Genomic DNA, 23,528 nt, shown 5'->3' on the forward strand with positions numbered 1-23,528 from the left:
ATTGAAATCGGGTCGGGTCGGGTGAGGCGGGGCGCAGGTGCCCGTGTTGGTAACGGTTGTGAGGAGGACGTGACGTGGTGTGTCAGGACAGGGTGGTCATCGTGACCGGGGGTGCGCGCGGACTCGGCCGGGCGCACGCCGTGGAGTTCGCGCGGCAGGGGGCGAAGGTCGTCGTGAACGACATCGGGGTGCAGTTGGACGGCAGCGGGGGTGACGGGTCCGCTGCCGCGGAGGTCGCCGACGAGATCCGGGCGCTCGGCGGCGAGGCCGAGGTGCACGGGGCCGACGTCGCGGACTGGCAGCAGGCGCGCGAGCTCGTGGAGTTCGCCGTCGAGCGGTTCGGGCGGTTGGACGTGCTGGTCAACAACGCCGGGTTCGTGCGCGACCGGATGTTCGTCAACATCGCCGAGGACGAGTGGGACCAGGTCATCCGCGTCCACCTCAAGGGCCACGCCGCCACGATGCGGCACGCCGCGCAGCACTGGCGCGACCGCACCAAGGCGGGCGAGACCGTGCAGGCGCGGATCATCAACACCACGTCGGGCGCGGGACTGCTCGGCAGCATCGGCCAGACCAACTACGCCGCGGCCAAGGCCGGGATCATCGCGCTCACCCTCAACACCGCCGCCGAACTCGCCCGCTACGGCGTCACCGTCAACGCCATCGCACCGTCGGCGCGCACCCGCATGACCGAGACCGTCTTCGCCGACATGATGGCCCGGCCGGACCAGGGATTCGACGACATGGCCCCGGGAAACGTCTCGCCGCTGGTGGCCTGGCTCGGCAGCGTCGACTCCGCCGAGGTCACCGGCCGGGTCTTCGAGGTCGCCGGTGGCGACATCACCGTCGGAACCGGCTGGACCCGAGGGCCCTCGCGCGACGCGGGCCGGCGCTGGGACGCCGGCGAACTCGGCCCCGTGGTGGCGGAACTGCTCGCCAAGGCCCCCGTTCCCGACCCCGTCTACGGCACCTGAGGAAGCGGAGTGGTACATCTCTTTTAAGAAGTTCGTCAAAACTCGGAGGACAGCGGTGAGCGATCGGCACGCGTGGATCGAGCCCGGCGTGGAACAGGTCGGGCCTGGCGTGCACCGGATTCCGCTGCCGCTGCCCAACGACGGACTCCGGGCGGTCAACGTCTACGCCATCGAGGACTCCGACGGGCTGGTGCTCATCGACTCCGGCTGGGCGCTGGAAGAAGCGCGCACCCAGCTGGAGAAGGGTCTCGGCGAGATCGGCTACGACTTCGCCGACGTGCAGCGGTTCCTGGTGACCCACGTGCACCGCGACCACTACACGCTCGCGGTGCAGCTGCGCCGCACCTTCGGCTCCAAGATCAGCCTCGGCGCCGGTGAGCAGCCCACGATGGACGCGATCCTCCAAGGCGGCACCGAACTCGCCGAGATGCGGCGGCTGCAGCGGTGGGGCGCGCAAGAACTGCTCGGCAAGCTGGCCGAGGCCTACGGCGGCGCACCGCCGGAGCGCAAGGGCGAGAACCCCTACGAGCAGCCGGACGAGTGGCTGCACGGCAAGGTCGAGATCCCGCTGGGGTCGCGCACCCTGCTCGCCGTGCCGACACCCGGGCACACCCGGGGACACGTGGTGTTCCTCGACGCCGACTCCTCGACGCTGTTCTCCGGCGACCACATCCTGCCGCACATCACGCCCTCGATCGGCGTCGAATCGGCCCGCCCGGAGCTGCCGCTCGGCGACTTCCTGGACTCGCTGCGGCTCATGCAGACCTACCCGGACCTGCGGTTGCTGCCCGCGCACGGGCCCGTCGGCGGCAGCTCCCACCAGCGCATCGACGAGCTGCTGCGCCACCACGACGAGCGCCTGCAGCAGACGGCCGAGGTCGTCCGCGACGGCGCGGGAACCGCCTACGAGGCGGCGCTCAAGCTCGGCTGGACGCGGCGGAACAAGGACTTCGCCGACCTCGACCTGTTCAACCAGGTCCTGGCGGTCGGCGAGACGAGCGCGCACCTCGACCTGCTGGTCACGCGCGGCGAACTCACCGCCGCTGCGAACGGTGATGTCGTGGAGTACTCAGGCCAGCAGTAGCCGCACGGTCAGTTCGAGCCGGTTGGACACGTCGGTGGCCGAAGCGCGGCGGGTCACCCACGCGACCAGGTTGGACAGCCACACGTCGCCGATGACCCGCGCGATCGCCCGCTGCTCCTCGGTGGGCTCGTCAGGAGTCATGGCATGGGTGAACAGCTGCTCCATCAGCAGCGCCACGGTGTCGACCTCGTTGGCCACCGAGGTGTCGGCGAACATGAACGCCCTGGTCATCGCCTCGGTCAGCTCCGGGTTGCGCTGGAGCTGGCGGGTGGTGCGGTTGAGCACGTGCAGCACCCGGTCGTAGGGCGTGTCGCCGGGGATCTTCGAGCGGTCCATCTTCTCCTGCTCGCGCGCGAACTCCCGCGCCAAGCCGACCACCAACAGGTGGATCTTGGAGGGGAAGTAGCGGTACAGGGTGCCCAGCGCGACGTCGGCCTTCTCGGCGACCGCGCGCATCTGCACCGCGTCGTAGCCGCCCTTGCTGGCCAGCGCGATGGTGGCGTCGATGATGCGCTTGCGCCGCTCGGCCTGCGCCGTGGTGCCGGTGCTGCTCCCGCCCCGGAGCGCTTCGAGCACGTTCTGCGAGCTTTCCATGGGCGGGGCTCTCCTTGAACAGTCGACGGACATCAGGTGACGGCGAAGCGTGTTCGTCGCCACGCGACTCATCGTGCGGGGCTACCAACGGGTTAAGGTAAGCGGGTTACCTCGACCGAAACATGTTCCAGTCTACCCAGCCCGCGGCCCCCGGGCAGTGTGAGGTGAATCGTGCGGATCGCGTTGCTTTCCTATCGAAGCAAGCCGCATTGCGGCGGACAGGGTGTCTACGTCCGCTACCTCAGCCGCGGCCTCGCCGAGCTGGGACATCACGTCGAGGTGTTCTCCGGTCAGCCCTACCCGGATCTGGACCCCGGCGTGGACCTGACGCCCGTGGACAGCCTCGACCTCTACAACGACGACGACCCGTTCCGCACCCCTCACTGGCGCGAGCTGCGCGACCACATCGACCTCCTCGAGGTCGGCACAATGTGGACCGCGGGGTTCCCCGAACCGATGACGTTCAGCATGCGCGCGGCGCGGCTGCTCAAGGCCCGCTCGCACGAGTTCGACGTGGTGCACGACAACCAGTGCCTCGGTTCGGGTCTGCTCTCCCTGCAGCGCGCCGGGATTCCGCTGGTCGCCACGGTCCACCACCCGATCACCCACGATCGCCGGGTCGACCTCGCCGCCGCCAAGGGCTGGCGCAAGATCACCGTGCACCGCTGGTACGGCTTCACCCGGATGCAGGCCCGCGTCGCCCGCCAGATCCCGCAGCTGCTGACCGTCTCGCAGAACTCCGCGGACGACATCCGCGCGGACTTCGGGGTCAGCCCCGAGCAGCTGCGCGTCGTGCCGCTGGGCGTGGACGCCGATGTGTTCAAGCCGCCGGCCAAGCCGCGCGTTCCCGGTCGCATCGTGGCCATGGCCAGCGCCGACACCCCGATGAAGGGCGTCGGCACGCTGCTGGAGGCCGTCGCGAAGCTGCGCACCGAACGCGAGGTCGAGCTGGTGCTGGTCAGCAAGCTGACCCCCGGCGGGCCGACCGAGCAGCGCATCGAGGAGCTCGCCATCGGCGACGTGGTGCGCACCGTCAAGGGCATCAGCGACGAGGAGCTGGCCGAGCTGCTGGGCTCCGCCGAGGTCGCCAGCGTGCCCTCGCTCTACGAGGGTTTCTCGCTGCCGACCGTGGAGGCGATGGCCTGCGGCACGCCGCTGGTCGCCAGCCGCGCCGGTGCGATCCCCGAGGTCGCAGGGCCCGACGGGGAGTGCGCCGACCTGGTGCCGCCGGGCGACGCCGAGGCGCTGGCCAAGGCGCTGGCCCGGCAGCTGGACTCGCCGGAGCACCGCGCCCGGCTCGGTGCCAACGGGCGCGAGCGGGTGCTGGCCCGCTACAGCTGGAAATCCGTGGCAGCGGCGACCGTCGACTGCTACGCCGAAGCGATCGCGCGCAGCCCGCGCGGTGGGAAGGGAGCAACGCGTTGCTGACGGTGGACTTCGACAGGCTCGGCGTGCGGCCGGGACAGCGGGTGCTGGACCTGGGTTGCGGCGGTGGCCGGCACGCCTTCGAGCTGTACCGGCGCGGCACCGACATCACCGCCTTCGATCAGGACGTCGAAGAGCTGGAGAACGTCGCCGCGATGTTCGCCGCGATGAAGGACGAGGGCGAGGTGCCCGAGGGCGCCAAGGCCCAGACGGTCTCCGGTGACGCGCTGGCCCTGCCGTTCGCCGACGGCGAGTTCGACGTCGTCATCGCCTCGGAGATCATGGAGCACATCCCCGAGGACGAGAAGGCGATGCGCGAGCTCGTCCGCGTGGTCAAGCCGGGCGGACGTGTCGTGGTCACCGTCCCGCGCGCCTGGCCGGAGCGGATCTGCTGGGCGCTGTCCGACGAGTACCACCAGGTCGAGGGCGGCCACGTGCGGATCTACTCCGCCGACGAGCTGATCGGCAAGCTCACCGACGCCGGGCTGCGCTACGTCTTCCGCGACTACGCGCACGCGCTGCACTCGCCGTACTGGTGGATCAAGTGCGCGGTGGGCACCGACAACAACGATCACCCGCTGGCCAAGGCGTACCACGCGTTCCTGGTGTGGGACATGATGAAGGCGCCGTGGATCTCGCGGACCGCGGAGAAGCTGCTCAACCCGGTCGCGGGCAAGAGCATCGCGATCTACCTGGGCAAACCTCGTGCCGGCGCCTGAGCTGCCGGGCGTCGTCTCCGCGGAGGCGCTCGTCCAGACCGGCAAGGCCATCGCGTCAGTTCAGCTCCCCTCGGGGGAGATCCCGTGGTTCCCGGGCGGTCACACCGACCCGTGGGACCACGTGGAGTGCGCGATGGCGCTGTCGGTGATCGGGCAGCTCGCGGAGGCGGAGCGGGCGTACGAGTGGCTGCGCGCCACCCAGCGCTCCGACGGCTCCTGGCCGTTGCAGGTGCGCGACGGCGTGGTCGAGGACGCCGGTGCCGACACCAACTACTGCGCCTACCCGGCGGTGGGCGTCTGGCACCACGTGCTGATCACCGGCGACGAGGAGTTCGCCGAGCGGATGTGGCCGATGGTGCGCGACGCCATCGACTTCGTGCTCACCGCGCAGCACCAGCGCGGTGAGATCGACTGGGGCATCGGCGAAGCCGGTCCGACCGGTGAGGCGCTGCTGTCGGGCAGCTCCAGCATCCACCAGAGCCTGCGGTGCGCGCTGGCGCTGGCCGACCGCGTCGGCGTGCCGCAGCCGAGCTGGGAGGTGGCCGTCGGCCGCCTCGGGCACGCGCTGCGCAGGCATCCGGAGGCGTTCACGCCGAAGACCCGGTACTCGATGGACTGGTACTACCCGATCCTCGGCGGTGCCGTGCGGGGCGAGGCCGGGCTGCGGCGCATCGACGAGCGCTGGGACGACTTCGTCGTGGCGGACCTGGGCATTCGCTGCGTCGACGACCACCCGTGGGTCACCGGCGCCGAGACCTGCGAGCTCGTGCTGGCCCTGGACGCCTTGGGCGAGCACGACCGAGCCGTGCAGCAGCTGGCCGCGATGCAGCACCTGCGGGACCCCGACGGTTCCTACTGGACGGGCTACGTCTTCGCGGATCAGAAGCGCTGGCCGGAGGAGCAGTCCTCCTGGACCGCCGCCGCGGTCATCCTCGCCGCCGACGCTCTGACCCGAACCACCCTGGGCAACGGCATCTTCCGCGGCGAGGACCTCCCCATCGGCCTCCCGGTCGAGAACGCCGCCTGCTGCGAGTACGAACGCACCCGCTGACAAGGCGACACCCCACCCGACCGGCGAAAACCACCTGGTCGAGTGGGGGTTTTCCAATTTCGCGCGAAATTCGACCCGCCCGAACACCCTCACAATTTCGCGCGAAATTCGAATCCTCCCCCGCGTTCGGGCGTGTAGTGCCTGGTCAGGGGGTGCGGTTCGAATTTCGCGCGAAGTTTGAGCTTGAGGATCGGCCCTCGAATTTCGCGCGAAATTCGAAGAGCTCAGCCGGGGACGTGGGTCAGGGGAGGGAGCCGGGTTCGCCTGAGGTGCGTTCGAGGACGCGCATCGAGCCGGTGACCCGGGTTTCGGTGAAGGCTCCGGTGGCCAGGGCCCGGCGGTAGATGTTGTACGGGGCCTGGCCGCCGTCCTCCGGGTTCGGGAAGACGTCGTGGATGACCAGCGCGCCGCCCGGGACGAGCCAGTGGGCCCAGCCCTCGTAGTCGGTGATGGCGGCTTCCTCGGTGTGCCCGCCGTCGATGAACAGCAGGGTCAGGGGCGTGCGCCAGAACTCGGCGATCGCGCCGGAGCGGCCGACGACTGCGGTGACCTCGTCCTCCAGGCGCGCCCGCGCGATGGTGCGGCGGAACTCGCCGAGGGTGTCGAGCTTGCCGACGGCGGGGTCCACCAGGTCCGGGTCGTGGTACTCCCAGCCGGGCTGGTGCTCCTCGGAGCCGCGGTGGTGGTCGACGGTGACGATCCGGCCGCCGGTGTGCCGCGCGGCGGCGCCCAGGAAGATCGTGGACTTCCCGCAGTAGGTGCCGATTTCGACGCCGACGCCGGTCCCGAGGTAGGTCGTGGCGGTTTCGTGCAGCGCCAGTCCCTCGTCGGTGGGCATGAACCCAATCGCCTGCTCGGCGAGGTCGAGCAGTTCCGCAGGCATCGACGGGTGGTGCTCGCGGTCGGTGGTCGATCCCTGCGTCACGTGGTGCCTCTTTCGAATCGGTACTGATGCGCATTGCAGCGTACCCGGTCCACCCGCTAGCTTGTTAGAACATGTTCTAATTCTCGCAGTGCGGGCGCGGACGAGGAGGCGTAGTGCCGATCGCGATCACCGAGGAGCAGCGGGCCCTGCAGGAGTCCATCCGGTCGTGGGCCGAGGGGTTGGGCACCGATCCGGTGCGCAAGCTGGAGAACGCCGACGCCCCGGTCTGGCACGAGCAGGAGACCTGGACCGGCCTGACCGAGATCGGCGTGTTCTCGTTGATCACCGAAGGTCTCGGCACGCTGACCGACCTCGCCGCCGGACTGGAGCAGGCCGCCGACGCGCTGGTGCCCGGACCCGTCTGGTCCACCGCCGTGGCCGTCGCGCTGCTCGGCGACACCGACTTCGCCGAGGGCCGGGCCACCGCCGCGGTCGCGCTGGAGCCCGGGGAGCTCGTCGGTGCCGAAACCGGTGGCGGGCTGGTGGTTTCCGGTCGCGTCGCGGCCGTCGCGGGCGCCACCGGCGTGACGCACCTGCTGCTGTGCGCCCGGGTGGACGACCGGAACGTGTGGTTCCTGGTCGAGGCCGAGCGGGCGGAGCTCCGAGCGCGCCCGTCGCTGGACGTGTCCCGCCCGGTCGCGGAGGTCGTGCTGCGCGACGTCCCGGTCCCGGCCACCCACGTCGTCGACGAACGGGACGTGCGCGATCTCGCGGTCACGCTCGCGGCCGCCGAGGCCGTCGGGATCGCCGGCTGGTGCCTGCGCACCGCCGTCGAGCACGCGGGCACCCGCGAGCAGTTCGGGCAGGTCATCGGCTCGTTCCAGGCGGTCAAGCACCTCTGCGCGCACATGCTGTGCGAGGTGGAGAAGGCCACGGCCCTGGCCTGGGACGCCGCCCGTGCCGCCGAGGACGCCCCGGAGGAGCACCCGCTGGCCGCCGCCGTGGCCGGAGCCGCCGTCTTCGACGCCGCGGTGGAGGTCGCCAAGGACTGCATTCAGGTGCTCGGCGGCATCGGGTTCACCTGGGAGCACGACGCGCACCTCTACCTCCGCCGCGCGCTGGCGCTGCGCCAGGCCGTCGGTGGTTCGGCGGGTTGGCGCCGTCGCGTCGCCGAGCTGTCGGCGTCCGGCGTGCGGCGGAGGCTGAGCCTGTCCGCCGAGCTCCCCGAGGAACGGCGCGGTGAGATCCGCGGCGCGGTCGAGGAGATCGCGGCGCTCTCCCCGCAGCAGCAGCGGAAACGGCTCGCCGAGACCGGCTACCTCGCCCCGCACTGGCCCCAGCCCTACGGCTGCGGAGCGAGCCCCCACGAGCAGCTGCTCATCGACGAGGAGCTGGACAGGGCGGGCGTGCGGCGCCCCGACATGGTGGTGGGCAACTGGGCGGTGCCGACGATCGTCGAGCACGGCACCGACGCCCAGCGCGAGCGGTTCGTCTGGCAGACGCTGCGCGGCGAGATCACCTGGTGCCAGCTGTTCTCCGAGCCCGGAGCGGGTTCCGACCTCGCCGGGCTGCGCACCAAGGCCGAACGCGTCGACGGCGGCTGGAAGCTGACCGGCCAGAAGGTGTGGACCTCCCTCGCGCAGGAAGCTGACTGGGGCATCTGCCTGGCCCGCACCGACCCGGACGCGCCGAAGCACCGCGGTATCAGCTACTTCCTGGTCGACATGGCCTCGGAGGGCATCACCGTCCGGCCGCTGCGGGAGATCACCGGCGTGGAGCGGTTCAACGAGGTGTTCCTCGACGACGTCTTCGTCCCCGACGAGTGCCTGGTCGCCGAACCGGGCCAGGGCTGGAAGCTCGCGCGCACCACGCTGGCCAACGAGCGCGTCGCGCTCGGCGGCGGGTCGAGCCTCGGCCAGGAGGTCGAACGGCTGCTGGCCGCCTCCGGGGACACCGACCCGTCGCTGCGCGAACGCCTCGGCGGTGCGGTGGTGGACGGCCTGGCCGGTTCGCTGCTGCGCCTGCGGGCGACGTTGCGCAGCCTGCACGGGCGGGGGCCGGGCGCGGAGTCCAGCGTCGAGAAGTTGCTGGGCGTGTGGCACCGCCAGAACGTCGCCGAGCTCGGGGTCGAGATGCTCGGCACCGAGGCGCTGGTGATGGAGGCCGAGCCGGTGCACGAGGTCTTGCTCACCCGCGCCCTGTCGATCGCCGGTGGCACGACCCAGATCCTGCTCAACGTGGTCGCCGAGCGAATCCTCGGACTGCCCCGCTGATCGTTCCCGCGACCGGCTCGCTCGTGCGTGCCGAGGCTTGCGCCGGGGCTTGCTCAGGCGGTAGAAGTAGAACAAGTTTCACAACGTGGCCAGGGTTGGTCTAGGGGGCGGGATGGAGTTCACGCTCGGAGAGACGCAGCAGGCAGTGCGGGATCTGGCAGCCGAAGTTCTGGCGCGGGAGACCGAGCGGGCCGCCGCCTCAACTGGAATCGGTTTCGACGAGTCGGTGTGGAAGGCGCTCGGCGAGTCCGGCCTGCTGTCGCTGCCCGTGCCCGAGCGCCTCGGCGGTGCCGGGCTCGGGCCGCTGGAGGTCGGTCTGGTGCTCGCCGAGGTCGGCAAGGCCGGGGTTGGCGTTCCGGCGCTGGCGACCCTCGCCCTCGGCGTCCTGCCCATCGCCAGGCACGCCGAGAAGGCCCAGCAGGAGCGACTGCTCGCCGAACCGGGACGGGTGTTCAGCGCGGCGCTCAACGAGGTCTCCGACCCGCTGCCCGCGAAACCCCGCACCGCGGCGGAGGGAACGCGCGTCACCGGGCGCAAGACCGGTGTCCTGCACGCCGACACCGCGCACCGGTTGCTGGTGTCGGCGAGCACCGAGCACGGCCCCGCGATCGTGCTGGTCGATCCGCACGCCGACGGCGTCACGCTGCACTCGGTGAAGTCCTCGGTCGGCACCGAATGGGTCGTCGACCTCGACGGCGTCGACGGTGAAATCCTCGGCGCACCAGGCGAATCGGTCCTCCAGGACGTGCACGACTGCGCGCTGGCCGGCATGTGCGCGCTCGGCGACGGCGCCGTGGCGGGAGCGCTGGAGCTCACCGCCGAGCACCTGCGCACCCGCCACCAGTTCGGCAAGCCGCTCGCGACGTTCCAGGCCGTCGCGCAGCAGATCGCCGACGTCTACGTGGTCAACCGGACCCTGCACCTCGCGGCGCTGTCGGCGTCCTGGCGGCTGGGCACCGGGCGCGACGCGGGGGAGGACCTCGACGTCGCCGCGTTCTGGCTCACCGACCAGGCGCCTGCGGCGATGCACACCTGCCACCACTTGCACGGCGGGCTCGGCGTGGACATCACCTACCCGATGCACCGCTACTACTCGCAGGTCAAGGACTTGGCGCGGCTCGCAGGCGGCGCCGCGCACCGCGTCGACGTCCTCGCCCGACACGCCTGAGGAGAAGCCGTGTTCATCGAACTCACCGAGGAGCAGCGGGAGCTGCAGGCCGAACTGCGGGAGTACTTCAGCAACCTCGTCACCGACGAGGAGCGCGCCGCCCTCGCCGTGGACCGGCACGACGAGGCGCACCGCGCGGTGGTGCGCCGGATGGGCCGCGACGGCTGGCTGGGCGTGGGATGGCCCGAGGAGTACGGCGGTCGCGGCTTCGGGGACGTCGAGCAGTACATCTTCGCCAACGAGGCCTCCCGCGCCGACGTGCAGCTGCCGTCGGTGACGCTGCAGACCGTCGGGCCGACGTTGCAGACCTACGGCACCGAGGAGCAGAAGTCTTTCTTCCTGCCCAAGATCCTCGCCGGTGACGTGCACTTCGCGATCGGCTACACCGAACCCGAAGCCGGCACCGACCTCGCCTCGCTGCGCACCACCGCAGTGCGAGACGGCGACGAGTACGTGGTCAACGGGCAGAAGATCTTCACCACGGGCGGGCACGACGCCGACTACGTCTGGCTGGCCTGCCGCACGAATCCCGAGGCGCCCAAGCACAAGGGCATCTCGATCCTGATCGTCGACACCAGCGACCCCGGCTACTCGTGGACGCCGATCATCACCGCCGACGGCTCGCACCACGTCAACGCCACCTACTTCAACGACGTGCGGGTCCCGGCGTCGATGCTGGTGGGGGAGCAGGACCGGGGCTGGAAGCTGATCACCACGCAGCTCAACCACGAGCGCGTCATGCTCGGCCCGTCCGGTCGCACCGGCGGGCTGCGCGAGCGCGTGCACGCGTGGGCGATCGAGCGAGACCTGCTCGAACATCCCGACGTGCGCAGGGTTCTCGCGCGGGTGCGGGCGTTCGAGCGGGTCAACGAACTGCTCAACTGGCAGGTCGCGGCCTCGGCGTCGCTCGGCCCGGTGGAGGTCGCCGACGCCTCGGCGACCAAGGTGTTCTCCTCCGAGACCGTGCAGATGCTGGGCCGGGAGCTGGAGGAGATCGTCGGGCGGCACGGCGATCCGTCCGATGAGGACACAGCAGAACTGATGCACTGGCTGGACGTTCAGGCCAAGCGCAACATCGTGCTGACCTTCGGAGGCGGTGTCAGCGAGGTGCAGCGAGAACTGATCGCCACCGCCGGGCTGGGGCTTCCGCGGGTACCGCGCTGAGGAGGGGAATGTCATGACCAGCACCGAGGCGGACGAGATCCGCTTGGCGGCGAAGCGGATCGCCGGCGGCGGTTCGAGCGCACCGCGCCCGGCGCGCGATCCGGTCAACCTGCCGATGATCAACAACTGGGTCGAGGCGATGGGCGACGCCAACCCCGTCTACACCTCGGCGGAGGCCGCGGCCGAGTCCGTCCACGGTGGACTCGTGGCGCCGCCTGCGATGGCGCAGGTGTGGACGATGGGCGGGCTCAACCCGCAGCGCGACCCCGACGACCCGCTCTACGCCATGATGGGCGAGCTCGACGAGGCCGGGTACACCTCGGTCGTCGCGACCAACTGCGACCAGACCTACCACCGCTACCTCAAGCACGACGAGCAGGTCGTGGTCACCACCAAGCTCGACTCGGTGGTCGGGCCGAAGACGACCGGGCTCGGCGAGGGTTGGTTCGTCACCACCCGCAACACCTGGTACGTCGGTGACGAGCCGGTGGCCGAGATGATGTTCCGGGTCCTGAAGTTCGCACCGGCCGAAGCCACCAGCGCTGAGGCCGCGCCGGAACCGGAGCCGCCGGCCGAGGTCATCCGGCCCGCGATCAACCGCGACACCGCCTACTTCTGGGAGGGCACCGCCGCGGGCGAGCTGCGCATCCAGCGCTGCGGCGGGTGCGGGTTGCTGCGCCACCCGCCGGGACCGATGTGCCCGGAGTGCGGCGCCACCAAGCGCACGCACCTGGTCTCCGAGGGGCTCGGCGAGGTCTACAGCTACGTCGTGCACCACCGGCCGGCGATCCCGGGCAAGAAGCTGCCCCTGGTGATCGCGCTGGTCGAACTCGACGAGGGCGTGCGGGTCCTCGGCGAACTGCACGAGGTCGAGCCCGACGAGGTGGCCATCGGACAGCGCGTCCAGGTCGCCTACCAGCGGATCGACGACGAGCTCACGTTGCCGTACTGGACCCCGTCGGAGGACGCATGAGCGACACTTCCGCTTCGCGTGCTCAGTCGTCCGACCGGGTGCGGGTGTCCCGCAGAACACTGGAGGACCCATGACACTGGCGCGCACACGCACGGCAGGTGAGGTCGCGATCGGCGACGCGCTGCCGGAGGAACGCATCGACGCGACTCCCACCTTCATCGTCAGCACGGCCATCGCCACCCGCGACTTCCAGGACGTGCACCACGACCGGGATCTGGCGCAGGCCAAGGGATCGAAGGACATCTTCCTCAACATCCTCACGACCACCGGTCTGGTGCAGCGCTACGTCACCGACTGGGCCGGACCGGAGGCGCTGGTGCGCGGGGTGTCGATCAAGCTCGGCGTGCCCTGCTACGCCTACGACACGCTCACCATGCACGGACAGGTGCTGGAGCGCGGCGACGACGTGTTCGTGGTCGAGGTGCTGGGCCGCAACCAGCTCGGCACCCACGTCACCGGCCGGGTGCGGCTGGAACTCCCGGAGGTGGCCCGATGATCTCAGGAAAGACCGCCATCGCCGGCATCGGCGCGACCGAGTTCTCCAAGGACTCCGGGCGCAGCGAGCTGCAGCTGGCCGCCGAGTGCGTGCGCGGTGCGTTGGCCGACGCCGGGATCGAACCGTCCGATGTGGATGGACTGGTGACCTTCACGATGGACACCAACACCGAGGTCGCGGTGGCTCGCGAGGTCGGCATCCCGAACCTGAGCTACTTCAGCCGCATCCACTACGGCGGCGGCGCGGCCTGCGCCACCGTGCAGCAGGCGGCGATGGCGGTGGCGACCGGGATGGCCGAGGTCGTGGTCTGCTACCGCGCGTTCAACGAGCGCTCCGGGCAGCGGTTCGGCCAGTTCAACGCCGGGCTGTCCGGGCAGGCGACCTCCACGGGCGTGGACAACAGCTGGTGCTACCCGATGGGCCTGGGCACGCCGGGCGCGCAGGTGGCCATGTTCGCCCGCCGCTACATGCACTCCTACGGCGTGACCAGCGAGGACTTCGGCCGCATCGCGGTCGCCGACCGCAAGCACGCCGCCACGAACCCGAACGCCTGGTTCTACGAGCGGCCGATCACCTTGGAGGACCACCAGAACTCGCGGTGGATCACCGAGCCGCTGCGGCTGCTGGACTGCTGCCAGGAGAGCGACGGCGGGGTCGCGCTGGTGGTGACCAGCCTGGACCGCGCTCGAGACCTGGCCCACCCGCCCGCGGTCGTGGCGGGAGCGGCGCAGGGCAGCGGCCCGGACCAGTTCACCATGACCAGCTACTACCGCGACGACATCACCGGTCTGCCGGAGATGGGTCTGGTGGCGCGCCAGCTGTGGGAGCAGTCCGGGATCGGTCCGCAGGACGTGCAGGTGGGCATCCTCTACGACCACTTCACGCCGTTCGTGCTGGTCCAGCTCGAGGAGCTCGGGTTCTGCGGCCGAGGTGAGGCCAAGGACTTCATCGCCGACGGAGCCATCGAGCACGGCGGGCGGCTGCCGCTGAACACCCACGGCGGTCAGCTGGGGGAGGCCTACATCCACGGGATGAACGGCATCGCCGAGGCCGTCCGCCAAATCCGCGGCACGGCGGTCAACCAGGTCGACGACGTCGACAACGTCCTGGTCACGGCAGGCACCGGCGTCCCCACCAGCGGCCTGGTCCTCACGACCTGACCCGGCTCCCCACCTCCCGGCACGGCGCGTGTGTGGCGGGGAGGTGTCGAATTTCGCGCGAAATTCGAGTCCCGAAGTTCGGTGTCGAAATTCGCGCGAAATTCGACACCCGGGAGGCGAACCAAACTGAAACACGTTATAGATTTTGGCCCTGTGGGCGCTATGATGTAGCTCAGAGCAGGACGTGAGCCGGGTTCCTGATCAAGGGGAACCTGTTCCAGTATCTCGAGGTGTCGGGGAGGTCGAATGCTCAGTGCCGAGACCCGGGAGGGGCTCGCCGAGCGGTTGTGGCGAGCCGAGCGGGATCGGGCCCCGATCCCACCGCTGGTCGAGTCGCACCCGGACATCGACGTGGTCGACGCCTACGAGATCCAGCTGATCAACATCCGGCGCCGCGACATCGCCGTCGCCGGGCACAAGGTCGGTCTGTCCTCGCCGGCGATGCAGCAGATGGTGGGCGTCGACGAACCCGACTACGGGCACCTGCTCGCCGACATGCGGTTGGCCGAGGACGTTCCGATCGATGCCCGCGCCTACTGCTACCCGCGCGTGGAGGTCGAGGTCGGATTCCTGCTAGCCGAGGACATCCCGCCGGACTGCGACGAGCAGGGCGTGCTGGAGCGCACCGAGGCGCTGATCCCCTCGATCGAACTGATCGACAGCCGGATCCGCGACTGGCGCATCGGCATCGCCGACACCATCGCCGACAACGCTTCTTCCGCCGGCTACGTGCTCGGAGCGCAGCGGGTGGCGCCCGCGGAGCTCGACCCGCGAGGCATCGACGCCGTTTTGCACCGCAACGGCGAGGTCGTCGCCGAGGGCCGTTCCGACGCGGTGCTGGGCAACCCCGCCACCGCCGTGGCCTGGCTGGCGAACAAGGTCGCCGGCTTCGGGGTGCGGCTGCGCGCGGGGAACGTCGTGCTGCCCGGATCCTGCACCCGCGCCATCGACCTGCGGCCGGGTGACGTCTTCCGGGCCGAGTTCACCGGCCTCGGCACCGTCGGTCTCACCGCGAAACCCTGAAGGAGGGCGTCATGACCGCGAAGGCGGCCATCGTCGGGTCGGGCAACATCGGTACCGACCTGCTCTACAAGCTCAGCCGGGCCAAGGACGTCGAACCGGCTTGGATGATCGGCATCGACCCCGACAGCGACGGCCTGCGCCGCGCGGCCGATCTGGGCGTGACCACCAGCGCAGAGGGCGTGGACTGGTTGCTGGAGAACGAAAGTCCGGACCTCGTCTTCGAGGCGACCTCGGCCTCCGTGCACAAGGCCAACGCGCCGCGCTACGCCGAGCGGGGCATCCGCGCGATCGACCTCACCCCGGCCGCGGTCGGGCCCTACGTCGTGCCGCCGGTCAACATCGACGAGCACCTCGACGCGCCCAACATCAACCTCATCACCTGCGGCGGGCAGGCGACCATCCCGATCGTCCACGCCGTGTCGCGGGTCGTTCCGGTCGCCTACGCCGAGATCGTCGCCTCGGTCTCCTCGGTGTCGGCCGGGCCCGGAACCCGGTCGAACATCGACGAGTTCACCCGTACCACCGCCAAGGGCATCGAGGTGATCGGGGGAGCCGAGCGCGGCAAGGCGATTATCGTGCTCAACCCCGCCGACCCGCCGATGATTATGCGGGACACCATCTTCTGCGCCATCCCGGCCGACGCCGACACCGACGCCATCGGCGAATCGATCACCCGCATGGCCGCCGACATCGCCGAGTACGTCCCCGGATACCGGCTGCTGTCCGAGCCGCAGTTCGACCCGCCCTCGGTCGTCACCGGCGACCAGGCCCGCGTCGCGGTGTTCGTCGAGGTCGAAGGCGCGGGCGACTTCTTGCCCAAGTACTCCGGGAATCTCGACATCATGACCGCCGCCGCGGTGCGGGTCGGCGAAGAGCTCGCCCGCACCGGGGCGCTGCAGAAGGAGGCCGCGCGGTGACCGGACTGCCCAAGACCTACAGCGACGAGCTGGACCTGCGCATCACCGACACCTCGCTGCGCGACGGCTCGCACCACAAGCGCCACCAGTTCACCGCTGACGAGGTGCGCGACATCGTCACCGCGCTCGACGGCGCCGGTGTGCCGGTGATCGAGGTGACCCACGGCGACGGGCTCGGCGGGTCCTCCTTCAACTACGGCTTCTCCCGCACGCCGGAGCAGGAGCTGATCACCCTGGCCGCCGAGACCGCGCGCAACGCCAAGATCGCCGTGCTGATGCTGCCCGGCGTCGGGGTCACCGACGACATCGTCATCTCGCGCGACAACGGCGCCTCGGTGTGCCGGATCGCCACCCACTGCACCGAGGCCGACGTGTCCGTGCAGCACTTCGGGCTCGCGCGCGACCAGGGGATGGAGACCGTCGGATTCCTGATGATGGCCCACTCCCAGCCGCCGGAGGTGCTGGCCAAGCAGGCCAGGATCATGGTCGACGCCGGCTGCCAGTGCGTCTACGTCGTCGACTCCGCCGGTGCGCTGGTGCTCGAACAGGTCGCCGAGCGGGTCTCCGCCCTGGACGCCGAGATCGGCGGTGACGCGCAGATCGGTTTCCACGGCCACGAGAACCTCGGCGTCGCCGTGGCCAACTCGGTCGCCGCCGCACGTGCCGGTGCCGTCCAGATCGACGGCAGCGCACGGCGTTTCGGCGCCGGAGCGGGCAACACGCCGGTCGAGGCGTTCGTCGGCGTGTGCGACAAGCTCGGATTCCGGACCGGCGTGGACTTCTTCGCCATCGCCGACGCGGCCGAGGACGTGGTGCGCCCGGCGATGCCCGAAGAATGCCTGCTGGACCGCTCCGCGCTGATGATGGGCTACGCCGGGGTGTACTCCAGCTTCCTCAAGCACGCCGCCAACCAGGCCGAGCGCTACGGCGTCAGCCAGGCGCAGCTGCTGGTCCGGGCCGGTGAGCGCAAGCTCGTCGGCGGCCAGGAGGACCAGCTGATCGACATCGCGTTGGAGCTCCAACGCGAACAGGCCGAGTGACACGACCCGAACTCCCGAACGGAGCGCTGCATGAGTGAGCGGGACAGCACAGAAGTTCTCGAAGCGGTGCGCAAGCTGCTTCCCTCGCTGCGCGATCGCGCGCAGCAGGCCGAGGACGGCCGCAAGATCCCGGCGGAATCCATCGCCGAACTGCAGGACGCGGGCTTCTTCGCGCTGCTGCAGCCCAAGCGCTACGGCGGCTACGAGGCCGACCCGGTGGAGTTCTACACCGCGGTGAAGCTCATCGCCAGCGCCTGCGGTTCCACCGGCTGGGTCGCCTCCATCCTCGGCGTGCACCCCTGGCACCTGGCGCTGTTCCCGCAGCAGGCGCAGGACGACGTCTGGGGCGAGGACACCACCACGCGGATCTCCTCCTCCTACGCGCCGATGGGCAAGGCCACCGTCGTCGACGGCGGCTACCGGTTGTCCGGCAAGTGGAGCTTCTCCTCCGGGTGCGACCACGCCAGCTGGGTGTTCGTCGGCGGGCCCGCGCTCGACGGCGAGGGCAAGATGGTCGACTTCTGCACCTACCTGCTGCCGCTGGGCGACTACGCCATCAACGACGTGTGGGACACCGTCGGCCTGCGCGGCACCGGCAGCAACGACATCGTCGTGGACGACGTGTTCATCCCCTCCCACCGGGCGTTGAGCTTCATGGCGATGTCGAAGACCCAGTGCCCCGGCCACGAGGTCAACACCGCGCCGCTGTACCGGCTGCCGTGGGGGACGGTGCACCCCTCGACGATCACCGCCCCGATCATCGGCATGGCGCAGGGCGCCTACGACGCGCACGTGGAGCACCAGGCCAAGCGGGTCCGCGCCGCCTACGCCGGTGAGCAGGCCAAGGACGACCCGTTCGCCAAGGTCCGCATCGCCGAAGCCGCCAGCGAGATCGACGCCGCGTGGCTGCAGCTGTCCACCAACATCGCCGAGGAGCTCGCCCTGCTCCAAGCGGGCGAGGAGGTGCCGATGTCGCTGCGGCTCAAGGCGCGGCGCGACCAGGTGCGCGGCACCGCGCGGGCGATCTCCGCGGTGGACCGGCTCTTCGAGAACTCCGGCGGCCGGGCGTTGCAGGCCGGTACGCCGATCCAGCGGTTCTGGCGGGACGCGCACGCCGGCCGGGTGCACGCGGCCAACGACGCCGAGCGCGCCTACACGATGTTCGGCAGCGGGGAATTCGGTCTACCGGTGAAGGATTCGATGGTCTGATGGTGGAGATCAAGAGCCAGGACGCGACGCTGCCCTCCGGGCTGACGCTGCACTACCACGAAGCCGGGGTCGGCAACGAGTCCACTGTGGTCATGCTGCACGGCGGTGGGCCCGGGGCGTCGGCGTGGAGCAACTTCAGCCGCAACATCGCCGCCTTCGCCGAGGAGTTCCACGTCATCGCCGTGGACCAGCCCGGATTCGGCAAGTCGTCGAAACCGACCGAGCACGGCCAGTACTTCACCCACAGCGCGAACGCCCTCGAGGAGCTGTTCGACGCGCTGGGCGTCGACAAGGCGCACCTGCTGGGCAACTCGCTCGGCGGTGGCACAGCGGTTCGCTTCGCGCTGAACTTCCCGGACCGGGCGGGCCGACTGGTGCTGATGGGACCCGGCGGGTTGAGCATCAACGTGTTCGCACCCGACCCCACCGAAGGCGTGCAGAAGCTCGGCCAGTTCGCGGCGCCGCCCGGGCCGACCAAGGAGAAGCTCGAAGCGTTCCTGCGGACGATGGTCTTCGACCAGTCGCTGATCACCGAGGAACTGCTCGACGAGCGCTTCGCCGCCGCGAGCGCGCCGGAATCGCTGGCCGCGATGAAGGCGATGGGCAAGTCCTTCTCCCAGCCGGAGTCCTTCGAGGAGGGCCTGCTGTGGCGGGAGGCCTACAAGCTGCGGCAGCGGGTGCTGCTGATCTGGGGCCGCGAGGACCGGGTCAACCCGCTGGACGGGGCGCTGGTGGCGCTCAAGCTCATCCCGCGCGCGCAGCTGCACGTCTTCGGCCGCTGCGGGCACTGGGCGCAGCTGGAGAAGTTCGAGGAGTTCAACCGCATCACCCGAGATTTCCTGATCGACTGACTTGGCAAGGGAGGGTTCGACCATGGGCATTCGCTCGCTCGGGTACCTGCGCATCGAGGCCACCGACATCGAGGCGTGGCGGGTGTACGGCCTGAAGGTCCTCGGCATGGTCGAGGGCAGCGGGAACGACCCTGACGCGCTGTACCTGCGCATGGACGACTTCCCGGCGCGGCTGGTGATCGTGCCCGGTTCGCAGGACCGGCTGCTGCACGCCGGCTGGGAGGCCGAGCACGCCGCCGGCCTGCAGGAGGTGCGGGACTCGTTGAACGCCAACGGGGTTCCGTTCAAGGAGGGCACCGCCGACGAGCTCGCGGACCGGCGGGTGATGGAGCTGATCCGCTTCAGCGACCCCTCGGGCAACGAGCTGGAGGTCTTCCACGGCGCCGCGCTGCAGCACCGGCGGGTCGTCAGCCCTTACGGGCACACGTTCGTCACCGACGAGCAGGGCCTGGGGCACGTGGTGCTGTCCACCCACGACGACGAGGCGGCGCTGCGGTTCTACCGCGACGTCCTCGGGTTCAAGCTGCGCGACTCGATGCGGATGGCGCCGGAGCTGGTCGGCAGGCCCGTCGACGGCGAGCCCGCGTGGCTGCGGTTCTTCGGCTGCAACCCGCGCCACCACAGCCTGGCGTTCCTGCCGATGCCCACGCCCAGCGGCATCGTGCACCTGATGGTGGAGGTCGCCGACGTCGACGACGTCGGGCTCACCCTCGACCGCGCCTACCGGCGGAAGGTGCCGATGTCGGCGACGCTGGGCAGGCACGTCAACGACCTGATGCTGTCGTTCTACATGAAGACCCCGGGCGGGTTCGACGTCGAATTCGGCTGCGAGGGACGGCAAGTCGACGACGATGACTGGATCGCCCGCGAGAGCACGGCGGTCAGCCTGTGGGGTCACGACTTCAGCGTCGGAAACCGGCCGCAGTGAGGGGAGGGGCGATGGAAGTCGTGGTCCCGGAGGTCGACGGCGCCGCGTTCCGGCGCACGCTCGGGCACTTCTGCACCGGCGTCACGGTCGTGACCGCCGTCTGCGACGGGGAGCCGGTGGGCTTCGCCTGCCAGTCCTTCTCGGCGTTGTCCCTGGACCCGCCGCTGGTGCTGTTCTGCCCGGGCAAGACGTCGCGCACGTGGCCGCTGATCGAAAGCGCCGGCCACTTCTGCGTCAACGTCCTGGCGGCAGGACAACGCGACGTCTCAACGGTTTTCGGCCGCCGGGGTGAGGACAAGTTCGCCGACCTGGACTGGACTCCGGCGCCCTCGGGCGCCCCGGTCCTCGACGGCGCCCTCACCTGGCTCGACTGCGCGGTCGAGTCGGTCCTCGACGGGGGCGATCACCACATCGTCCTCGGCCGGGTCCGCACCCTCGGCGACACCGCGGAGGAGGACCCGCTCCTGTTCTACAAGGGCGCCTACACGGGCATCACCCGACCCACCACGCCCGCCCAGTACTGGCCGGAGGACTTCCTCACCGGAACCCCGGACGACTGGCTCTGACGGGATCCCGGGACGACGGGATTTGACGCCCCGGTCACTCGACTGGGTGAAGAATCGAATTTCGCGCGAAATTCGAGTCCGAAGTTCTGGACTCGAATTTCGCGCGAAATTCGAATCGGCTCCCCGCGGTCGGGTGTGTTGTGCCTGGTGGGCGAGTTCGTGGGGTCAGGCTGAAGGTGTCGGTTCGTGCGTGTTGGGGAGGCGTGCGCCGCCTCGGGTGAAGGGTGCCGAGGCGGCGCACGCGTCTTCGGGGGATCACAGGCGCTCGATGATGGTGCCCGTGGAGAGGGCTCCGCCTGCGCACATGGTGACCAGGGCCGTGGTGCCGTCGCTGCGTTCGAGCTCGTGGAGGGCCGAGGTGAGCAGCCGGGCGCCGGTGCTGCCGACCGGGTGGCCCAGCGCGATGGCGCCGCCGTTGACGTTGACGCGGTCCAGGTCCGCTCCGTGGACGCCGGCCCAGGACAGCACGACCGAGGCGAACGCCTCGTTGACCTCGAAGACGTCGATGTCGCCGATCTTCATGCCGCTGCGGCTGAGCACCCGCTCGGTGGCCTGCACCGGGCCGTCCAAGTGGTAGTAGGGCTCGGCGCCCACCAGGCACTGCGAGACGATCCGGGCGCGCGGGCGCAGCCCCAAGGCCTGGGCGCGGTCGGAGTCCATGAGCAGCAGAGCCGCCGCGCCGTCGGAGATCTGCGAGGAGCTGCCCGCGGTGTGCAACCCGTCGTCGAGGACGGGCTTGAGACCGCCGAGCGCGTCGAGGCTGGTCTCGCGCAGGCCCTGGTCGCGGATGACCTCGTCGTCGCCGACGCGGACCGGGACGATCTCCCGGTCGAAGCGCCCCTCCTGCCACGCCAGCTGGGCCCGCTCCTGAGAGCGGACGCCGAATCGGTCCAGGTCGTCGCGGGTGATGCCGCGGCGGGCCGCGATGCGGTCGGCGGCCAGGAACTGGTTGGGCAGGTCGATGTCCCACGAGTCGGGCTTCGGGCGTCCCACGTCGGTGCCGATGTTGCTGCCCAGCGGCACCCGCGTCATCGCCTCCACTCCGCAGGAGACGCCGATCTCGATGGCGCCGGTGGCGATGAGCCCGGCGATGAGGTGGGTGGCCTGCTGCGCCGATCCGCACTGCGCGTCGATCGAGGTGGCGCCGGTTTCCCGGGGGAGCCCGGCGTGCAACCACGCGGTCCGGGTGACGTTGCCCGCCTGCTCGCCCGCCTGGGTGACGCAGCCGCCGATGACCTGTTCCACCGACGCCGGGTCGACGCCCGCGCGGTCGAGCAGGCCGCGCTGGGCGGCGCCGAGGATCTCCGAGGCGTGCAGCCCGGACAGCCAGCCCTTGCGCTTGCCGATCGGCGTGCGCACCGCCTCCACGATCACCGGAGTGCCCACCTGAAATCTCCTCTCACCGCGATCACTGCCGTCTTAAATTTAGAACATGTTATCCCCATGCGCCATGGTGCGGTCGCTCGCCAAACGATCTTTCCCTTTGGTCGTAGGATTCATGTGTAGTGAAAGGGGTTTACCGAACCCGCATCTTGTGGTTCTCTTCACGTAGAACTCGTTTCAGTTCGCGCAGCGCAGGAGGTAGCCGTGGTAGCACCGAGCCTTCCGGAAGGCTTCGACTTCACCGACCCCGACCTCTACTCCGAGCGGGTGCCGCTGGAGGAATTCGCGGAGCTCCGGCGTACCGCGCCCATCTGGTGGAACAAGCAACCGTTCCGCAAGTCGGGGTTCGACGACGAGGGGTACTGGGTCGTCACCCGGCACGCGGACGTCAAGGAGATCTCCCGGCGCAGCGACGTGTTCTCGACCTACGAGAACACCGCGATCATCCGGTTCAACGAGGAGATGACCCGCGAGCAGATCGAGATGCAGCGGTTCGTCATGCTCAACATCGACCCGCCGGAGCACACCAAGGTGCGGCGCCTGGTGGCGCGCGGGTTCACGCCGCGCGCGGTCAACAGCCTCAAGGAGGTGCTGCACCAGCGGGCGGAGGCGATCGCCTCCGGTGCCCTGGAATCCGGCACGGGTGACTTCGTCACCGACATCGCGTGCGAGCTGCCGCTGCAGGCCATCGCGGAGCTGCTGGGCGTGCCGCAGGACCACCGCAAGGACATCTTCGACTGGTCCAACCAGATGGTCGCCTACGACGACCCCGAGTACGACATCGACCCGGAGACCGCCGCCGCGGAGATGCTCGGCTACTTCATGGGAGTGGCCGACCAGAAGCGCAAGTGCCCGATGGACGACATCGTCACCAAGCTGGTGGAAGCCGACGTCGACGGCAGCGCGCTCAGCGACGACGAGTTCGGGTTCTTCACGATCCTGCTGGCGGTGGCGGGCAACGAGACCACTCGCAACGCGATCAGCCACGGCATGCACGCCTTCATGCAGAACCCCGACCAGTGGGAGCTGTACAAGCGCGAGCGCCCGGAGACCACCGCCGACGAGATCGTCCGCTGGGCCACCCCGGTGGTGTCCTTCCAGCGCACCGCGATGGCCGACACCGAGCTGTCGGGCGTGCAGATCAAGAAGGGCGAGCGGGTCGGGATGTTCTACAGCTCGGCCAACTTCGACCCCGAGGTCTTCGACCAGCCCGAGAAGTTCGAGATCACCCGCGACCCGAACCCGCACGTCGGCTTCGGCGGCACGGGCGCGCACTACTGCCTGGGCGCGAGCCTGGCGCGGCTGGAGATGGACCTCATCTTCAACGCCATCGCCGACCACATGCCCGACATCCGGCAGCTCGAAGAGCCTCGCAGGCTCCGCTCCGGCTGGCTCAACGGCATCAAGGAGTACCGCGTCCAGTACCGGTGACCCCGACGGTGCCCTCGTCCCGAGGACCGGGGGCACCGCCGACCCACCTCGCCCGCTGGATCCCCGATTTCAGTGGAAATCCGCCGCCCCGATTTCCACTGAAATCCGAACCCTGGTCTCCACCGAAGTCGGGTGCCCGAGTTCCACTGAAATCGGGGACCTGGTTTGCACTGAAGTCGGAGCCGCCGCGGGGGAGGGGGTTCGGTTGGGGTCTTCGTTGTGGTTCTTGGTGGG

General features: G+C 69.9%; 22 protein-coding genes. 19 read left to right on the forward strand and 3 right to left on the reverse strand.

Annotated features, from left to right (window positions below; translation table 11 throughout):
• Positions 1-77 precede the first annotated feature (77 nt).
• Positions 78-974 carry an SDR family oxidoreductase gene (locus E1181_RS27605; protein WP_207922353.1) on the forward strand — a complete coding sequence of 299 codons (897 nt, stop codon included), beginning with the start codon at positions 78-80 and terminating at the stop codon, positions 972-974.
• A 55-nt stretch (positions 975-1,029) separates the two neighbouring features.
• Entirely contained in the window at positions 1,030-2,058 is a 1,029-nt protein-coding gene (locus tag E1181_RS27610) for an MBL fold metallo-hydrolase (RefSeq protein WP_132679248.1), read from the forward strand.
• Here the strand turns inward: E1181_RS27610 and kstR are convergent.
• Positions 2,044-2,652: a cholesterol catabolism transcriptional regulator KstR gene (gene kstR / locus E1181_RS27615; RefSeq protein ID WP_132679250.1), complete on the reverse strand. Its 609-nt coding sequence runs from the start codon at positions 2,650-2,652 to the stop codon at positions 2,044-2,046. The genes E1181_RS27610 and kstR overlap by 15 nt on opposite strands.
• 183 nt (positions 2,653-2,835) lie before the next feature.
• Between kstR and E1181_RS27620 the strand changes: the two genes are divergently transcribed.
• From E1181_RS27620 to E1181_RS27630, 3 genes are read left to right on the forward strand one after another with little or no spacing between them, the layout of a single operon-like run.
• Positions 2,836-4,080 (forward strand): glycosyltransferase family 4 protein, encoded by a 1,245-nt coding sequence (locus tag E1181_RS27620; protein WP_235877094.1) that lies wholly within the window; start codon positions 2,836-2,838, stop codon positions 4,078-4,080.
• Between the two features lie 2 nt (positions 4,081-4,082).
• The gene (locus E1181_RS27625) at positions 4,083-4,796 is read left to right on the forward strand and encodes a methyltransferase domain-containing protein (RefSeq protein WP_235877096.1); all 714 of its coding nucleotides are present in this window, start codon (positions 4,083-4,085) and stop codon (positions 4,794-4,796) included.
• Positions 4,783-5,847, forward strand: coding sequence for a prenyltransferase (locus tag E1181_RS27630; RefSeq protein ID WP_132679256.1), 1,065 nt, complete (start codon positions 4,783-4,785; stop codon positions 5,845-5,847). The genes E1181_RS27625 and E1181_RS27630 overlap by 14 nt, the downstream gene beginning before the upstream one ends.
• A gap of 241 nt (positions 5,848-6,088) precedes the next feature.
• Here E1181_RS27630 and E1181_RS27635 read toward each other — a convergent pair whose 3' ends face one another.
• The gene (locus E1181_RS27635; protein ID WP_235877095.1) at positions 6,089-6,772 is read right to left on the reverse strand and encodes a class I SAM-dependent methyltransferase; all 684 of its coding nucleotides are present in this window, start codon (positions 6,770-6,772) and stop codon (positions 6,089-6,091) included.
• Between the two features lie 113 nt (positions 6,773-6,885).
• Here E1181_RS27635 and E1181_RS27640 point away from each other — a divergent pair, with 113 nt between their 5' ends.
• From E1181_RS27640 to hsaB, 13 genes are all read left to right on the forward strand, one after another.
• A complete protein-coding gene (locus tag E1181_RS27640; RefSeq protein ID WP_132679257.1) occupies positions 6,886-8,985 on the forward strand; it encodes an acyl-CoA dehydrogenase in 2,100 nt (699 codons plus the stop codon).
• A gap of 112 nt (positions 8,986-9,097) precedes the next feature.
• Positions 9,098-10,153: an acyl-CoA dehydrogenase family protein gene (locus E1181_RS27645; protein ID WP_132679259.1), complete on the forward strand. Its 1,056-nt coding sequence runs from the start codon at positions 9,098-9,100 to the stop codon at positions 10,151-10,153.
• A gap of 9 nt (positions 10,154-10,162) precedes the next feature.
• Positions 10,163-11,317: an acyl-CoA dehydrogenase family protein gene (locus E1181_RS27650; RefSeq protein WP_132679260.1), complete on the forward strand. Its 1,155-nt coding sequence runs from the start codon at positions 10,163-10,165 to the stop codon at positions 11,315-11,317.
• A gap of 13 nt (positions 11,318-11,330) precedes the next feature.
• Positions 11,331-12,290 carry a bifunctional MaoC family dehydratase N-terminal/OB-fold nucleic acid binding domain-containing protein gene (locus E1181_RS27655; RefSeq protein WP_132679262.1) on the forward strand — a complete coding sequence of 320 codons (960 nt, stop codon included), beginning with the start codon at positions 11,331-11,333 and terminating at the stop codon, positions 12,288-12,290.
• 70 nt (positions 12,291-12,360) lie between these two features.
• Complete coding sequence (locus E1181_RS27660; RefSeq protein ID WP_132679263.1) at positions 12,361-12,786, forward strand: MaoC family dehydratase; 426 nt, start codon at positions 12,361-12,363, stop codon at positions 12,784-12,786.
• Positions 12,783-13,946: a lipid-transfer protein gene (locus tag E1181_RS27665; protein ID WP_132679265.1), complete on the forward strand. Its 1,164-nt coding sequence runs from the start codon at positions 12,783-12,785 to the stop codon at positions 13,944-13,946. Before E1181_RS27660 ends, E1181_RS27665 begins: the two co-directional genes overlap by 4 nt.
• Positions 13,947-14,192: 246 nt before the next feature.
• Positions 14,193-14,969, forward strand: a complete 777-nt coding sequence (locus E1181_RS27670) for a 2-keto-4-pentenoate hydratase (protein WP_132679267.1) — start codon at positions 14,193-14,195, stop codon at positions 14,967-14,969.
• Positions 14,970-14,980: 11 nt separating this feature from the next.
• Positions 14,981-15,886: an acetaldehyde dehydrogenase (acetylating) gene (locus E1181_RS27675; protein WP_132679268.1), complete on the forward strand. Its 906-nt coding sequence runs from the start codon at positions 14,981-14,983 to the stop codon at positions 15,884-15,886.
• Positions 15,883-16,926 (forward strand): 4-hydroxy-2-oxovalerate aldolase, encoded by a 1,044-nt coding sequence (dmpG, locus tag E1181_RS27680; protein WP_132679270.1) that lies wholly within the window; start codon positions 15,883-15,885, stop codon positions 16,924-16,926. The genes E1181_RS27675 and dmpG overlap by 4 nt, the downstream gene beginning before the upstream one ends.
• Before the next feature lie 30 nt (positions 16,927-16,956).
• A complete protein-coding gene (hsaA, locus tag E1181_RS27685; RefSeq protein WP_132679271.1) occupies positions 16,957-18,135 on the forward strand; it encodes a 3-hydroxy-9,10-secoandrosta-1,3,5(10)-triene-9,17-dione monooxygenase oxygenase subunit in 1,179 nt (392 codons plus the stop codon).
• Positions 18,135-18,986 (forward strand): 4,5:9,10-diseco-3-hydroxy-5,9,17-trioxoandrosta-1(10),2-diene-4-oate hydrolase, encoded by an 852-nt coding sequence (gene hsaD / locus E1181_RS27690; RefSeq protein ID WP_132679273.1) that lies wholly within the window; start codon positions 18,135-18,137, stop codon positions 18,984-18,986. Before hsaA ends, hsaD begins: the two co-directional genes overlap by 1 nt.
• 22 nt (positions 18,987-19,008) lie before the next feature.
• Positions 19,009-19,914 carry an iron-dependent extradiol dioxygenase HsaC gene (gene hsaC, locus E1181_RS27695; RefSeq protein WP_132679274.1) on the forward strand — a complete coding sequence of 302 codons (906 nt, stop codon included), beginning with the start codon at positions 19,009-19,011 and terminating at the stop codon, positions 19,912-19,914.
• Positions 19,915-19,925: 11 nt separating this feature from the next.
• Positions 19,926-20,480 carry a 3-hydroxy-9,10-secoandrosta-1,3,5(10)-triene-9,17-dione monooxygenase reductase subunit gene (hsaB, locus tag E1181_RS27700; RefSeq protein WP_132679276.1) on the forward strand — a complete coding sequence of 185 codons (555 nt, stop codon included), beginning with the start codon at positions 19,926-19,928 and terminating at the stop codon, positions 20,478-20,480.
• 255 nt (positions 20,481-20,735) lie between these two features.
• Here the strand turns inward: hsaB and E1181_RS27705 are convergent, their stop codons facing one another.
• The gene (locus tag E1181_RS27705) at positions 20,736-21,866 is read right to left on the reverse strand and encodes a steroid 3-ketoacyl-CoA thiolase (protein WP_132679277.1); all 1,131 of its coding nucleotides are present in this window, start codon (positions 21,864-21,866) and stop codon (positions 20,736-20,738) included.
• Positions 21,867-22,067: 201 nt separating this feature from the next.
• On the opposite strand from E1181_RS27705, the gene E1181_RS27710 reads away from it, so the two are divergent.
• Positions 22,068-23,294 carry a cytochrome P450 gene (locus tag E1181_RS27710; protein WP_132679279.1) on the forward strand — a complete coding sequence of 409 codons (1,227 nt, stop codon included), beginning with the start codon at positions 22,068-22,070 and terminating at the stop codon, positions 23,292-23,294.
• Positions 23,295-23,528: the final 234 nt, after the last annotated feature.

Source organism: Saccharopolyspora terrae, assembly GCF_004348435.1.
GTDB lineage: Bacteria > Actinomycetota > Actinomycetes > Mycobacteriales > Pseudonocardiaceae > Saccharopolyspora > Saccharopolyspora endophytica.

What these genes read in the sequence shown, in the direction of transcription:
- kstR (WP_132679250.1), bottom strand. Translation starts at nt 2,652, where the DNA reads ATGGAAAGCTCGCAGAACGTGCTCGAAGCGCTCCGGGGCGGGAGCAGC.
- E1181_RS27645 (WP_132679259.1), top strand. Translation starts at nt 9,098, where the DNA reads ATGGAGTTCACGCTCGGAGAGACGCAGCAGGCAGTGCGGGATCTGGCA.
- E1181_RS27655 (WP_132679262.1), top strand. Translation starts at nt 11,331, where the DNA reads ATGACCAGCACCGAGGCGGACGAGATCCGCTTGGCGGCGAAGCGGATC.
- E1181_RS27660 (WP_132679263.1), top strand. Translation starts at nt 12,361, where the DNA reads ATGACACTGGCGCGCACACGCACGGCAGGTGAGGTCGCGATCGGCGAC.
- E1181_RS27665 (WP_132679265.1), top strand. Translation starts at nt 12,783, where the DNA reads ATGATCTCAGGAAAGACCGCCATCGCCGGCATCGGCGCGACCGAGTTC.
- E1181_RS27670 (WP_132679267.1), top strand. Translation starts at nt 14,193, where the DNA reads ATGCTCAGTGCCGAGACCCGGGAGGGGCTCGCCGAGCGGTTGTGGCGA.
- E1181_RS27675 (WP_132679268.1), top strand. Translation starts at nt 14,981, where the DNA reads ATGACCGCGAAGGCGGCCATCGTCGGGTCGGGCAACATCGGTACCGAC.
- hsaA (WP_132679271.1), top strand. Translation starts at nt 16,957, where the DNA reads ATGAGTGAGCGGGACAGCACAGAAGTTCTCGAAGCGGTGCGCAAGCTG.
- hsaD (WP_132679273.1), top strand. Translation starts at nt 18,135, where the DNA reads ATGGTGGAGATCAAGAGCCAGGACGCGACGCTGCCCTCCGGGCTGACG.
- hsaC (WP_132679274.1), top strand. Translation starts at nt 19,009, where the DNA reads ATGGGCATTCGCTCGCTCGGGTACCTGCGCATCGAGGCCACCGACATC.
- hsaB (WP_132679276.1), top strand. Translation starts at nt 19,926, where the DNA reads ATGGAAGTCGTGGTCCCGGAGGTCGACGGCGCCGCGTTCCGGCGCACG.